At 45.3% G+C, this 13,954-nt stretch carries 10 protein-coding genes; 3 read left to right on the forward strand and 7 right to left on the reverse strand.

The features are described from left to right. Position 1: 1 nt before the first annotated feature. Both ACUYLD_RS20415 and ACUYLD_RS20420 read right to left on the reverse strand, forming a co-directional pair. Positions 2–940 carry a YwqG family protein gene (locus ACUYLD_RS20415; RefSeq protein WP_446675862.1) on the reverse strand — a complete coding sequence of 313 codons (939 nt, stop codon included), beginning with the start codon at positions 938–940 and terminating at the stop codon, positions 2–4. A 197-nt stretch (positions 941–1,137) separates the two neighbouring features. Then, positions 1,138–2,031, reverse strand: coding sequence for an AraC family transcriptional regulator (locus tag ACUYLD_RS20420; protein ID WP_446675863.1), 894 nt, complete (start codon positions 2,029–2,031; stop codon positions 1,138–1,140). A 130-nt stretch (positions 2,032–2,161) separates the two neighbouring features. Between ACUYLD_RS20420 and ACUYLD_RS20425 the strand changes: the two genes are divergently transcribed. After that, the gene (locus ACUYLD_RS20425; RefSeq protein ID WP_446675864.1) at positions 2,162–4,420 is read left to right on the forward strand and encodes a beta-L-arabinofuranosidase domain-containing protein; all 2,259 of its coding nucleotides are present in this window, start codon (positions 2,162–2,164) and stop codon (positions 4,418–4,420) included. Positions 4,421–4,581: 161 nt separating this feature from the next. Here ACUYLD_RS20425 and ACUYLD_RS20430 read toward each other — a convergent pair whose 3' ends face one another. Continuing rightward, on the reverse strand, positions 4,582–5,730 hold the full coding sequence (locus tag ACUYLD_RS20430; protein WP_322174181.1) for an RDD family protein: 1,149 nt from the start codon (positions 5,728–5,730) through the stop codon (positions 4,582–4,584). Further along, positions 5,708–6,580, reverse strand: a complete 873-nt coding sequence (locus tag ACUYLD_RS20435; protein ID WP_446675865.1) for a LysR family transcriptional regulator — start codon at positions 6,578–6,580, stop codon at positions 5,708–5,710. The genes ACUYLD_RS20430 and ACUYLD_RS20435 overlap by 23 nt, the downstream gene beginning before the upstream one ends. Positions 6,581–6,715: 135 nt before the next feature. On the opposite strand from ACUYLD_RS20435, the gene ACUYLD_RS20440 reads away from it, so the two are divergent. Continuing rightward, complete coding sequence (locus tag ACUYLD_RS20440; protein ID WP_446675866.1) at positions 6,716–7,705, forward strand: zinc-binding dehydrogenase; 990 nt, start codon at positions 6,716–6,718, stop codon at positions 7,703–7,705. 88 nt (positions 7,706–7,793) lie between these two features. On the opposite strand, the gene ACUYLD_RS20445 is transcribed toward ACUYLD_RS20440, so the two are convergent. The 3 genes from ACUYLD_RS20445 to ACUYLD_RS20455 form a co-directional block, all read right to left on the reverse strand. Further along, a complete protein-coding gene (locus ACUYLD_RS20445) occupies positions 7,794–9,185 on the reverse strand; it encodes an MATE family efflux transporter (protein ID WP_103048395.1) in 1,392 nt (463 codons plus the stop codon). Positions 9,186–9,460: 275 nt separating this feature from the next. Then, positions 9,461–10,831: a glycoside-pentoside-hexuronide (GPH):cation symporter gene (locus tag ACUYLD_RS20450; protein WP_446675867.1), complete on the reverse strand. Its 1,371-nt coding sequence runs from the start codon at positions 10,829–10,831 to the stop codon at positions 9,461–9,463. Positions 10,832–10,858: 27 nt separating this feature from the next. After that, positions 10,859–12,802 carry a glycoside hydrolase family 127 protein gene (locus ACUYLD_RS20455; protein ID WP_442435675.1) on the reverse strand — a complete coding sequence of 648 codons (1,944 nt, stop codon included), beginning with the start codon at positions 12,800–12,802 and terminating at the stop codon, positions 10,859–10,861. Between the two features lie 193 nt (positions 12,803–12,995). On the opposite strand from ACUYLD_RS20455, the gene ACUYLD_RS20460 reads away from it, so the two are divergent. Continuing rightward, positions 12,996–13,871 carry a helix-turn-helix transcriptional regulator gene (locus ACUYLD_RS20460; protein ID WP_061830230.1) on the forward strand — a complete coding sequence of 292 codons (876 nt, stop codon included), beginning with the start codon at positions 12,996–12,998 and terminating at the stop codon, positions 13,869–13,871. The last annotated feature ends 83 nt before the right edge of the window (positions 13,872–13,954 follow it).

Below are 13,954 nucleotides of genomic sequence, written 5' to 3' on the forward strand. Positions count from 1 at the left end.
GCTAGCTCGTAGCAAGATTGACATATGTCTTCGAGAAATCAAGGTTCTTCAAGTCTCTTTGATCAATCAAAAATTCCAAATACCCTGCGTTCCACCAACACATGCCAACCTCATCCAAAGAAGATACCGAGAGCAGAACATGCCAATTTTCCGAAGCCTGATCGTGCTTTTCCCGATTCGTCTGATATTCTTGCAGCTGAGTCAGCACTTCGGATCGTAAATGCTTCGCATAATCCGTATTTCCCCTATGCATAGCTTGCTCGATTTCCTTATGAATCTGGCTCTCACTCTTATGCCAGTTAAACAGAAGACCCTCCAGCCCGTTTCGGCGTAGATAAGCATCCCGCCGGGTATTCCCGGCAAAAGATTGATGTTGCCCCCACACCGTGTCGCTATGTTCATATAGAAGCTCATAAAGCTCTTCGTACTGATCTACAAGAATATCTCCTAGCTCACCCTCCGATGGTAGCGTCAGGATCGGATGAAAAGAAATTGCATACGCGGTGAAACCCCGTTGTTCCGCTGACACCTCTACGCGCCCAGCGGGCGGTAATGTTTTCTGCAAAACGCTGCTGTCACCGTTATAGTAAAAGATTTTATGGTCAATATCATAGGCGGGCTCATCCAGCCCAAGAAAAAAGTAAAGTATGCCCTGATGAGGCAATCCCTCAAATGGTGAAAAAGGTAGCTCCCCCAAATTAATTTGAGCAATAAATGTATAATATTCCCCGTCTGAACTACAAGGCCACTCTATTGTGGGTGGCAGGTCTGGATAGCCGGCGATCCGACTATTTCCAATGTGTTCGTAGTTTTCCTCATGCTCCACATGAAATTGTATAGTAACTTCAGCTTCCTGATGAATCTCTTCTTTTAAATCTTCATCCAGTGAATGCCCTTCCAGTATTCGAGTCAGTTCATCCTTTAATGGTGGTTGTAGCATCTCACTCGCCCCTTTACATTGAAGTATTATGTATTACTTGCTCTCATTTAATCTCTTATATCAGATTACCAAATTACAGTCTGACAAGCTATTTCTCTGGTGACAGGTTGGTCAGTCCTCGGTCAAATCATCGATCTTCGCTGCAAGCGAATGGTGGATACATCCAGCTCTGCATTTACGATCCAAGCGGAAATGCACTATACATTGTTCATAAATGTTTTGTGATAGGCATTCCGGTATTGGGAAGGAGTCATATGGGCTCTCTTTTTGAACAAACGCATAAAATATTTCTCATCGGTATATCCTGCCTCTTCGGCAACCTGCTTAATGCTCATATCTGTACGGGAAATCAACTCTTTGGCTTTGTTAATACGAATACTATGAATGAACTCCAGGGGACGCATGCCTGTATTTTGCTTGAACAAACGAGAGATATAATCCTTGTTGTAATTGAATTTTCGAGCTAAATCCGTCACGGTCAGCGGTTCTTCAGCATGAATACGGGTCCACTCAATAATTTTGTTAAAACTCACATTTCCCTGTGAACTGGCAGGATTGGAAAGCAAGCGGCTGAGCGCCAATTCAGATATCTCGATCAGTAGCGAGGTGAACAAATAATTTGCGCTGTGATACGTAAGATAATGTGAGTTGGCTACATGCAAAATCTGATTGACGATAATATGAATCCGATCTCCGTTATCTGCCTGTACACATTGCGGTAAATAGATATCCCGCATCACACCGTGACGCTGCAAACGTCCATCCAAAGCACTTGTTTCCTGCTTCATTTCCTCATTAGATAATACATTCGGGGTCGTGGGAACATCGAAATGGAACCAATAAAATTTCACGCCCGGCAAAGATTCCCGGTATCCTTTATGCGTACGACCGGGGTAAAGCAATAGAATATCTCCCTCTCCTACTTCAAAATCTTCCCGTTCCTCCCGTATATATACCGTCTCTTGGACACCCAGGATCAGCTCAAAATTCTCAATGGAACGACTCATATGCTTCCAAGGTACCTCGTTAACAAACTCGCCTGCCGAGATCAGTTGGATCGGAGCATCTACATTTACTTTTAGATAGGTCATGTTATCGCCTCTTTAAATTCATGTTCGGATTTGTCCACCCATTGTATGGTTAAGCTACTGACATACCGCGATTGCAATGCTAATGTAGTGGAGAAATATACACTTTCATCTTAGCTAAGGAGCGATGATTTTGAAAGCTAAAGCTTTTAACTTGCATAAAGTAAGAATTGATTCCGGCCCTCTTTTACATGCGATGAAACTGAATACGGCCTACCTGCTGAGTTTGGAATCCGACCGTTTATTATCGCGCTTTCGTGAATATGCGGGACTGAAGCCCAAAGCGGCTCACTATGAAGGCTGGGAAGCGCGTGGCATCAGCGGACATACACTCGGTCACTACCTGTCCGGATGTGCGCTGATGTTTGCCTCCACAGGCGACGAAAGACTGTTGGAACGCGTGAACTATGTAGTCGACGAACTGGAAATATGCCAAAACAGTCATGGAAACGGATACATTTCCGGCATTCCACGTGGGAAAGAGATTTTCGAGGAAGTAAAAGCCGGAGATATTCGCTCCCAGGGCTTTGATCTGAACGGCGGTTGGGTGCCACTATATACCATGCACAAACTTTTTGCGGGCTTGCGTGATGCACATCTGCTGGCGCATCATCCCAAGGCCCTGTCTATAGAAATCAAACTCGGCAACTGGCTGGAGGATGTACTTCAAGGGCTGGACGATGATCAGGTGCAGCAGGTGCTGCATTGCGAGTTTGGCGGTATGAATGAAGTTCTAACGGATTTGGCGGAACATTCGGGAGAAGAACGCTTTTTGAGCCTGGCGGAACGCTTTTATCACGGAGAGGTGCTCAATGATCTCGCGGATAGCCAAGATACGTTGGCAGGGCGACATGCCAATACGCAAATTCCCAAAATCATTGGCGCTGCACGGCAATTTGAAATGACGGGCAAACTGCAATATGCGGACCTCTCCCGCTTTTTCTGGGATCGGGTTGTTCACAAGCATTCCTACGTGATCGGCGGCAATAGCTATAATGAACATTTTGGTGAACCCGGGAAGCTGAATGACCGTTTGGGTGAAGGTACCTGTGAAACTTGTAACACCTACAATATGCTGAAATTAACAAGACATATGTTCGAGTGGGATGCCTATGCAGCCTATGCCGACTACTATGAACGAGCGATGTTCAATCATATCCTGGCTTCACAGCAGCCTGTCGATGGACGTGTGTGCTATTTTGTATCGCTGGAAATGGGAGGACACAAGTCCTTTAATTCTCAATATGAGGATTTTACATGCTGTGTCGGTTCCGGTATGGAAAGTCACTCCATGTACGGCACTGCGATTTATTTTCACACGCCAGAAACGATCTATGTCAATCAATATGTCCCTTCTACCGTGACATGGGACGAGATGGGCGTACAGCTCAAACAAGACACTCTCTTTCCGCAAAATGGACGGGGAACGCTACGCGTCATCAGCAAGGAGCCCAAATCCTTCGCGATCAAGTTAAGATGCCCGCATTGGGCGGAGCAAGGGATGATAATTAAAATCAACGGGGAAGAGTACGTCACAGAGGCTTGTCCTACCAGCTACGTTGTAATTGAACGGAAATGGAACAATGGGGATACGATCGAGTACGACATTCCTATGACCGTGAGAGTCGAGGAAATGCCGGACAATCCGCGCCGAATTGCATTTATGTACGGCCCGCTTGTACTGGCTGGGGACCTTGGCCCTGTTGAACAGGAGTCCAACGAGGAACGTCTGCTTGCGTCTGTTCTGATCGGATCGGCCGATTCCCTGACAACGAAGCTGATTGCTGACGGGAACGAGCCTAATACGTTCCATATGACCGACTTAGGCTATATCGGAGACTTGAAGCTTCGTCCGTTTTATCAGATGTATGATCGTTCATATACCGTCTATTGGGATCTCTTTTCCCAGGAGGAATGGGTAGCAACAGAGGCAGAATATCGTACCGCGTTAGCGTATCAGCTAGAGCTGGAACGACTTACAGTGGACGTTGTGCAGCCTGCCGAAATGCAACCTGAACGGGATCATGCCTTTACTGGTGAGCATGTAGGTCTGGGGTCCATCTATAACCGCAAATATCGCGATACCTGGCCAGGGGGCTGGTTCTCTTTTGTCATGAAGGTGCTTCCGGATGAGCCTGTCCAATTGGCGGTCACTTATTTGAAGGACTTGAGCCGTCCTCATGGTGACTTTGACATCACTGCGGATGGTCAGATTTTAGGGGAAGGCAAGCTGGAGTCTGAGGAAATGAATAAATTCGAAACGTTCACCTATGAGCTTCCTCTATCTGTGACGGGCCACAAGAATGAAGTGACGATTCAATTCACAGCCCATCCACAAGGTAAGGTGGCGAAAGTGGCCGGATTGCGGATAATCAGACATTCTATTGTATGATCAAATTATTTATATAAATCTACTATTCCGCCTACTCCGTTTTAATTGTTCATTTTTTAAAGTAAGCTTATATAACAACAAGCAGACGCTCCTATAAGCTGTCTGCTTGTTCTGCTTACTGCCTTATACCTTCGAATCATCGTTATTGCTTCATGTTCACTTCACAGCATGTTCATTTCACGGAAGCTGTCTCTAATCTTGAGCAGCTCTTGCTGTGCCCTACTGTATCGGGAAGCGTAGGTCCAGGCAAGCACCTGATGATAATGCGAAGGTGTTTCAATCGTAGTCACGTTATACATAATTGGAGTACCTTCCACTTCTCCTTTCAGGGTAAATTCGATGGCAGGGTATCCATTTACCTCGATGTCGGAAGGGTTCCCCAATTCAGGGTCCATAATTCCTGACACCAAATGATCCTCAATGATTCCTTTATATTCTTGAAGAGTCATACTGCTGTCAAAATCGCTTTTCGGTTCAGACAATACAATCAGATATCTTTCGGTAAATTCATTTTTAATGGAGATGTCCGCGTCCTCATTAATCCTATCATCTCGTGACCAATTCCACGGAGCCGTAACCGCAAACTGATCATCCTTACTAACAAAAACCTCGGGCTTCACCATTTGTGTGATGAGCGAAGAAATAAGGGATACAGCGAAGATGACCGAAATGATCGTCATCAGGATGATTACCCCGGACAAAATTCCGGTTTTTTTTCTGCTCACTGTCCCCAAATCCCGTACCTTAACCACATACGTATTCGCAGCCATATCTCCAATCCGTTGTTTCCGAGGTGTCACCAGCACACATATACCAGCGGGTAGCCCGAAGAAAAGCAGCGGATTCGTATCCACCAAATGTATAAGGGTACGGATCAAGGATTTCACAATGCCCGGCGGTTTCCCTTCTCCATTTACGACCTGAATGCGAAGTACAAACTTACCCAGCGTATAGCCTGTAAGTCCTTCCAGCAATAAATAATAGCAGAAGGAGCCCATCAGGAAGAGCATCACTACCATGCCCATATTTGGGGTTCCTACTTCAGATACTTTTTTCGCTGTAAAATAAACCAGCCCTCCATACCCGAAGACGATAAGAATGAAGTCAATCATCCAGGCCGCCCATCTTCTGAAGAAGATAGAGCCTCCGTATGTTTCTGATAATACCGCCATCTTATCCGGTTCTCGTCGATGGTAGTTGCCATACGTCGCATATGGTCCCGGAGCTACTGTAGATGGATTGTTCGTTACATCTTGTTCTTCCAAATGATACACCCCTGATGTCAATTTAATCCCAGTTAAGTATAACATCCTTTTTCATCCAGCGGAGCAAGCCTGACAGTGCACTGGAGTAAACCGAATCCCGCCGATGAACAAACCACACCTCTAATTTGCGATATTTTTCAGGTAAACGATGAGAAGCAATACTTCCCGCCTCCTCTGCCTTTGCAATCGACGATTGTGGCAGCATGGACACTCCCAGGCCAGAGGCTACACCACCCAAAATGACTTCCAATGTCCCAAACTCCATAACCTGATACGCAGCCACACCTGCTTCACTCAGAAAGCTTTCCGCTCTTGTACGATGCGTGCACCCTACGTCGAAAAACAGCATAGGCTTGGCAAGCAGCTCGTTCATGTCCTTTTTCCCTGGTTCCGAGATGAGCACCAATTCCTCTTCAAAAGCTGCAACATACTCTATATGCGGATCATCGACGGGGCCATAGACGAACGCTCCATCTAATTCGTAATTCAATACCTTTTGTACGAGATCATGGGTGCTGCCTGTCATAAGCGATAGATGGACATCAGGATATTGAGCGTGATACTCCGTCAATAAAGAAGTCAGATGCGTAACCGCCGCCGTCTCAATCGATCCCAGTCGCAAAGGTCCCGCAGGATGGTCTGAATATTGAGTGGACTTTACAGCCTCGTCGAGCAAGGTCAGTATGGTATCCGCGTATTTCAGCAGGTTCTCTCCTGCCGGCGTTAACGTCATTCCCCGATTAGATCGACGAAATAGCGGTACGTTCAGTTGTGCCTCAAGCTGCTGAATCCGCGAGGTCACATTGGACTGTACATAATTCAAAACTTGCGCAGCCTTCGTGATACTGCCCTCGCGAGCGACAGCCTGAAAAATTTTCAAATCACTGCTTTCCATGTATATGTCACCTGCTTGGTATGATCATTTATGATACTCACATTCGATTTTGTTCATTTTACCGGACGCTTGCCGCTCTGTACAATTCAATATACATGCAATTGCATCTAAATTCGAACCACGGGAGGTTTTAAAATGAAAGCCGTAATCCATGCCAGCAAAAGCGGCCCTGAGGGCCTGATGTATACAGACATCACGGACAGACAGCCGTGGCACAACGAAGTGAAGGTAAGACTTAAAGCTGCAGGCTTAAACCATCGGGATCTGTTCCTCATGGCGGATCGAACAGCCCACGATGCTCCACTCATTCTGGGGTCGGATGGAGCAGGCGTGATCGAGGCTGTGGGTGATGGTGTCCCAACCTCGCTAGTAGGTACTGATGTAATTATCAATCCATGTATCGGATGGGAGAATACGCATCATGTTCCCTTGGTTCCAGCCATTCTGGGCGGACCTTCAGACGGGACATTCGCTGAATCGGTTATCATCCCCGTCCAAAATGCGGTCAGCAAGCCAGCATACCTTTCATGGGAAGAAGCAGGGGTGCTGCCTTTGTCTGCTTTGACCGCTTATCGCGCGCTCTTCACAAGAGGCCAATTGCAGGAGGGTGAGCACGTCCTCATTCCCGGTATTGGCGGTGGTGTAGCCACGTATGCCATGCTTATGGCTTTAGCAGCAGGCGCACGGGTCACCGCCACGTCACGCAACGAAGCAAAAAGGCAGGCTGCCCTCGCTCATGGCGCTAATCATGCATTCGACAGCCATAGCGAATGGAAAGAAAGTATGAACGGAGACACCGTGGATCTGGTCCTTGACAGTATCGGTCCTGCTACGTTCGATAAATATTTGGATATCCTCAAGCCGAACGGTCGGATTGTTACATTTGGCGCAAGCTCAGGAGACCGAATAGAGATTCCACTGCGGTCTATATTTTTCCCTCAAATCAGCATCATCGGCACCTCTATGGGCAGTGGCGAGGAATTCGTAGCTATGCTTCAGTTCATGGAGCGCCATGCACTCCATCCGATTATAGATAGCGTATTTCCTCTACAAGACACAGCACAAGCCTTCCACCGTATGCAGCAGGGAGCGCAGTTAGGCAATATAGGGATCAGGATAGGGTAAGAGATCTGAACGAAGTATAGGAATAGAAAAAAATCCACTACCGTAAAATGCCTTCATCCAGAAGTCAATTTTATGGTAGTGGACCTATTCAGTCGATCAAACGATGCTGGACCCATTTGTTGCCGCGGAAGCGCCAAAGGAAAACGAGTCCCCGCACGCCCCATTCAATATCCATGGCCAGCCAGACACCAACAATCCCCAGGTTGAACACAATGCCCAAAATATACCCGAGCACCACCCGGCACAACCACATGGACAGCATTGAGGTGAGGGACGTAAATTTTGAATCACCTGCTGCCCTAAGCGCAGAGGGTGTAATAAAGGCAATGGACCAGAGCGGAATCTGGGCCAACGTATTAATCAGTATGACAACAAAAATGTCATCTACGATTTCAGCAGGCGGATGAAACAGCCCCACCATCGGCTCAAACAAAGGCATCAGTATGAGCCCCATTACAATAAACGAACAAGACGACAGCCAAATAAACGATTTGGTAAACTTCCGGGCATCCTCGACATTTCGACGTCCCATACATTGACCGACCACGGTTACAATCGTAAGAGCCAAAGCATTCGCAGGGATTTGGAACACGTTAGCTAGGGATGAGCAAATGGCATTCGTCGCCAATGCATTGGTCCCCAGACTCACAATGAAAATTTGGGTCAAAATTTTGCCCCCATTGAAAAACATCTGTTCCGCTGCAAAGGGAAGCCCGATAAACAGAATCTTTTTAAGCATAGCCAGATTAAAATAAAGCATATCTCTAAGCTGAACACGCAAGTCGTCATCTACTCTGACCAAATAGATCAATGCGCACACTGCCCCTGCATATCTGGACACATTGACGGCAATCGTCATGCCCAGCACACCCATATCTAATACATTAATGAATACCACATTGAGGAGCACGTACGAGAGGTTCATGATGAGCGAAAGAGCCAGCGATGCCCTCGTCTTCCCGATTCCTCTCAGCGCTCCACACACTGCCTCAACGATTGCAATCCCCACAAAAGACATACAGCTTCCCAGCAGATATACCTTACCATTGGCTAATACATCAGGCGAGGCGGAACCAAACAGAACACTTAAAATCGGATTGTACAACACGATCATAAACAAACTGATACATAAAGCCAGCAAGGAAACGGAGGAAATGGTGCCGGATGCGGCTTTAGAGACCATGAGGTCGTTACCGCTCCCCTTATACTGTGCCACGACAACCGTTCCCCCGGTAGACACTGCAACAAACACATTAATCAGAAAAATATTCAAAGAATCGATCATATTTACAGCACTGACTGCCGCCATTCCCGACGAGCTAATCATTGCCGTGTTCACCAAATTAAGACCCACGATAAAAGCCTGATCAATCAAAAGCGGGATAAACAGCGCAATAATCTGTCGATAGTCAATAGACTCTCCTGAAAAATGCTTATTCAGAAAGCCATGTGTTCTCATCCTTACACTCAGTTGACTCATATCATCACATTCTTTTTCTCAAATTGAAAAAAACCCTTCAACAGAAGAGCCTTCATGGCGAAAAAATGTATAAAGTTGCAAGGCTAGATGTGTCTAGTTCTTGATTCTGTACACTTTTCTCTACATAGAAGTATTACTCCAAAAGAAAATCCTGTCAATGGTCTTGCTCACATTTGAATAGAAAACAACAGAAAAACCTGCTCAGCTCAGTGAACAGGTTTTGGAGCAGCATTATAATGTTTTAATATGTCATTAAAACATTGTTAAGAGAATGTCTATGATCTTCTCGCAATTAAATCTTGTTGAATAGAAGCTTCATTCTTTTCGAATTTTTTATAAAAAAACATAGGAATGATTCCGATCAAGAAGACGATAAATGGCAGCCAGATAAAGCTAAACTGAATGCCAGACAACGCCGTAGGAGTTTGAACTTGCCCAGCGATATAACCGGTGCTGCCCATGATCCGTGCTGGCAATAATCCGCCGATTCCGCTACCCGCTTTAATACAGAATGCGCTTCCAATCGAGGTCAGGAAACCACTTGCCCGAATACCATTTTTCCATTCCCCATAATCGACTGTATCTGACAACATCGCAAACGGCATAGAACATGCAAAGCCTGATCCTAACGCACCAATAATCCAGCCGATAATAATGAGGGTTAAGTCTGTACTGCCCATTAAAATCACGACTTGCCCCAGCGCAGCTAATATCAATCCGATAATCATAATTGCATTTTTACTTAATTTTCTGGCGAAAAACGGAATCAGAACCATCGAGATCAATTGCAAGGAGGTCAGTCCATTGATTAAAGGCACTAAGTCCTTACTGTCCAGGTTGTATTGCAGATAAAAAATTAGCGTTGCTGAACGAATATTCAAACCAATCCAGTAACACAAGTTGGCAGCTACAACGAGCATCCAGGGCCAGTTTCGTTTGATGGCTGTAAAGCTTTTAGCAATGGGAACAGATTTCGTTTTCACTGCTGCATTTTCTCGCAAATCGGCAAACGCTATGAAAAACATAATAATCGCCATGATACCAAATAAAACGAGCGTTAAGGAAAATCCTTTTTGATCATTCCCCTGTCCAAAGAAAGCGACCAAAGGTAATGTAAACGTCGTGGCAATGAAGAAACCTACGTTCCCCCCGACCATACGGAAGGAGTTCAAGACTACGCGTTCGTTAGAATTGGTGCTCAGATTAGGCAGAATAGACGTAATCGGCGTACTGATCCCTGTGTACAGGATGCCGGCTATAATATACGTAATGGCGGCATATGCAATTTTGCCCGACTCACTCCAATTGGGTGTCGTAAACGTAAGGACCATGAACACAGCGAACGGGATCGCTAACCATAGAAAATAGGGTCTGCTCTGGCCGTATTTTGACTTGGTTCGGTCAATCAGGATGCCCCAAATCGGGGCATCAATGGCATCGATAAAACGGGTGATAAATAGTAATGTCCCGGCAATCCCGATAGAAAGTCCGAATACATCTGTATAAAAATATAATAGATAACTGGAAATAACACAGTATAGTAGATTGCCTGCTGTATCCGTTAATGAATAGCTGATTTTACGATGAAAAGGAACGGTGCTGGCTGTCTTTTCCGGTGGTTCCGTACTCACAATTCTCGTACTCATGATCTTTCCTCTCCCCATGCGAATGAATTATGATTCATAAACCCATACACGCATTTCCCCTTTGGCCCGATTGCACCAGGCGTAGTAAGGAATGGCGGTAATTTGTTGAGGAACAAATTCAGGAGGCTCCGAGCTATATAATGCATTCGAATTTTTTACCCGGTATCCCTCTATGGTCAGCTTTACAATGCCACCCAGCAGATTTTCGCTGAACTCTTCTGTAATGAGGCTATCCTTCGTCAATCTTAATCCTGCCAAATTCGCTCCATTATCCACTTCTTCCAGACAGAACACGACTGGTCCGCGTTGGAGAGCAATTTGCTGCTGGTTCATGGAGACCAGTGGATTACTCCGAATGCGCTCAACCGGCATAGCCAGATGCAGAGTTACCACATCTCCGTCCTTCCAAGTGCGCTGAATCTCGATATAGCCTTTTTCCAGACGGTCTAATGATATGGTTTCCCCATTCACCTTTACCTCTGCCTGCTTGCACCACCCAGGAATCCGTAGTGCCCATTTGAAGGAAGTCGGCTCTGTTACGTGGATCGAAAAGGTTAGATCCGCGTCCCATGGATAATGATGAGTTTGTGTAATTTCAACCTCATGACCAGATAAAGTCATGTTCACCTTGCTGGCAATGTACAGATGCGTATACAACGTATCGTCCGTTTGGGTATACATATTGTCCTCAACTGATGCAATCATTCGTGCCAAATTGGGCGGACAGCAGGCGCAGAAAAACCATTTTTGCCGTTCTGTTTTTACATGCTCCTGATCTTTTCTGGATTTTTGAAAGGGATTAACCTCCAACGGATTCACGTAGAAAAATCGTTTCCCATCCAGGTCCATCCCACTAATCGTCCCGTTGTATAGCGCACGCTCCAGAACATCGGCGTATTTCCGGTCTGGCGCTAAACGCAGCATACGATTGGCCCAAAAGGCCAGCCCTACAGAGGCGCAAGTCTCACAGTACATACTGTCATTGGGAAGATCGTGATGGCAAGTGAATGCTTCCGCGTTTACAGTAGAACCGATCCCTGCGGTGATGTACATTTTGTGATTCGTTACATCATCCCACAGCGTTTCACAGGCTTGTAACAGGGAAGCATCCCCTGTTTTCGCGGCCAAGTCCGCCATTGCAATATACAGATACACCGCTCTTACCGCATGGCCGACTGCCTCTTTTTGTTCCCGCACAGGTTGGTGTGCTTGCTGGTATTCGAAGCCTAAGCCAAAATTAATATTGTTATCATCATTCCAGGTGGGCTCTGTTTGAATATGTTTTCTCTGTTCTTGTTCCTCTGCAAAGTAAATAGGATGCTGTCCCCGCTGTTCAATAAAATATTGCGCTAATTTGAGATATTGATCCTTTGCAGTTACGTCGTATAATTTGATCAAGGCCAACTCAATTTCTTCATGTCCCGGATAGCCTTTCCGTTTACCTTCTTCCGTACCAAAAACCTGCTGAATCAGGTCTACGTATTTCTCCATAATGTGAAGAAACTTCGTTTTGCCCGTCGTTTCATAATAAGCAACAGCCGCTTCTATAAAATGCCCTGCACAATACAGCTCATGATTGTCTCTTAAGTTGGTCCAGCGATTGTTGGGTTCCTTAAGCAGATAGTACGTATTTAGATACCCATCCTCAGCTTGAGCTCTTCCCAACAATTCAATCACTTCATCAGCCCGCTCTTCAAGCGCAGGATTCGGATGATCCCTTAAGCTAAAGGCAACCGTCTCCAGCCATTTGGCAAGGTCACTGTCCTGGAAAACGGTTCCATAATACTCCCCACTAGATTCCCCGGCTGCAATCCTAAAGTTTTCAATCGCATGACTGGGTTCTGTATCTGGTAATTCATCATTTAATGCTTTCCACTGATAAGGAATAACCTCTTCCGCCACAACCTGCTTATACTTTTTCCAAAATAAATCGTCAACGATGACATGCTTAACTGGCTTTGCCGTTTTCATTGGATAAACATCCCTTCCTGGAAATAGAACGCTTTCATTTTTGAGAAAATAAGGATAAAGTAATGATAATATCGTACAAGCTAACCTGAGCTCCCCTTGCTACAGTCCTTATTTTATCAACCTGAATTTATAAAAAAAATCGCGATCTTTAACTAAAACTTATACGATTTCACACACAAAGGAGCTGGCTTCCATGAGCAAAACAGACTTTCTATCATTCCTTGTTCCTCCGCTGCCTTATTTCATTGAGGGGAATTTTACTACATATCAAAAAGGGGATTGGCACCCGAATAGGTATAATCTGGGTTATTTTGACGTAATAATCATTAAAGAAGGATTGCTGCACATTGGCGAAGAGGACGAAGTGTGGAAGGTAACTAAAAATTACGCTCTCATTCTTGAACCGGATAAACATCATTTTCCCATTGAGGCATGTACAGAACAAACCTCCTTTTACTGGTTCCATTTTCAAACCAATAGCATGTGGTGCGCACAATCCTCGCCCAATCCTATTATACCCAGCACCCCCATTCCCGAGCTGCACTTTCATTCAGAACATACGACCATTCATTTGCCCAAAATTCAAAAAGTGGTGAATCCACATGAGCTATTTTCGAAATTAGACTATTTACTAGCCTCTACTTTAAAACCTAGAAAACTGGCACTATGGGAGGCCCAACAGACGTTTGCGAGTGTTTTCCAAAGTTTGGAGTATGATCAGAATAATAAAGACAGCTCCTCTAAGTTGGCGGAACAGATCGAAATATACCTAAAACAGAATTACAAAAATACAATCACCAATAAAGATTTGGAGACCCATTTTCACGTACATCAGAACTATCTCGCCAGATGCATGAAGGTCGCTTTCCAGCGCACACCGCTTGAGTATTTAATGGATTATCGCCTAGATCAAGGACGCAGTCTTTTGCTGCAAACTGACTGGTCTGTCCAACAAATTACGGAGGAAACGGGATTCTCCCAAGCAAGCTATTTCTCCAAATGCTTTAAAGAAAAATTCGGAATGTCTCCCAAGAATTACAGACAACAATACTGGAAACCAGTCCATTGAATGCTTACACCTCCTTTACATTCTCTTTACATTTTCATTGTATCCTTTTGATATTCTCGCTTTATACTGAGTCGGTTATATCA

The organism is Paenibacillus sp. SER-28, from assembly GCF_052906305.1.

What these genes read in the sequence shown, in the direction of transcription:
- ACUYLD_RS20420 (WP_446675863.1), bottom strand. Translation starts at nt 2,031, where the DNA reads ATGACCTATCTAAAAGTAAATGTAGATGCTCCGATCCAACTGATCTCG.
- ACUYLD_RS20435 (WP_446675865.1), bottom strand. Translation starts at nt 6,580, where the DNA reads ATGGAAAGCAGTGATTTGAAAATTTTTCAGGCTGTCGCTCGCGAGGGC.
- ACUYLD_RS20430 (WP_322174181.1), bottom strand. Translation starts at nt 5,730, where the DNA reads ATGTTATACTTAACTGGGATTAAATTGACATCAGGGGTGTATCATTTG.
- ACUYLD_RS20455 (WP_442435675.1), bottom strand. Translation starts at nt 12,802, where the DNA reads ATGAAAACGGCAAAGCCAGTTAAGCATGTCATCGTTGACGATTTATTT.
- ACUYLD_RS20450 (WP_446675867.1), bottom strand. Translation starts at nt 10,831, where the DNA reads ATGAGTACGAGAATTGTGAGTACGGAACCACCGGAAAAGACAGCCAGC.
- ACUYLD_RS20440 (WP_446675866.1), top strand. Translation starts at nt 6,716, where the DNA reads ATGAAAGCCGTAATCCATGCCAGCAAAAGCGGCCCTGAGGGCCTGATG.
- ACUYLD_RS20460 (WP_061830230.1), top strand. Translation starts at nt 12,996, where the DNA reads ATGAGCAAAACAGACTTTCTATCATTCCTTGTTCCTCCGCTGCCTTAT.
- ACUYLD_RS20445 (WP_103048395.1), bottom strand. Translation starts at nt 9,185, where the DNA reads ATGAGTCAACTGAGTGTAAGGATGAGAACACATGGCTTTCTGAATAAG.
- ACUYLD_RS20415 (WP_446675862.1), bottom strand. Translation starts at nt 940, where the DNA reads ATGCTACAACCACCATTAAAGGATGAACTGACTCGAATACTGGAAGGG.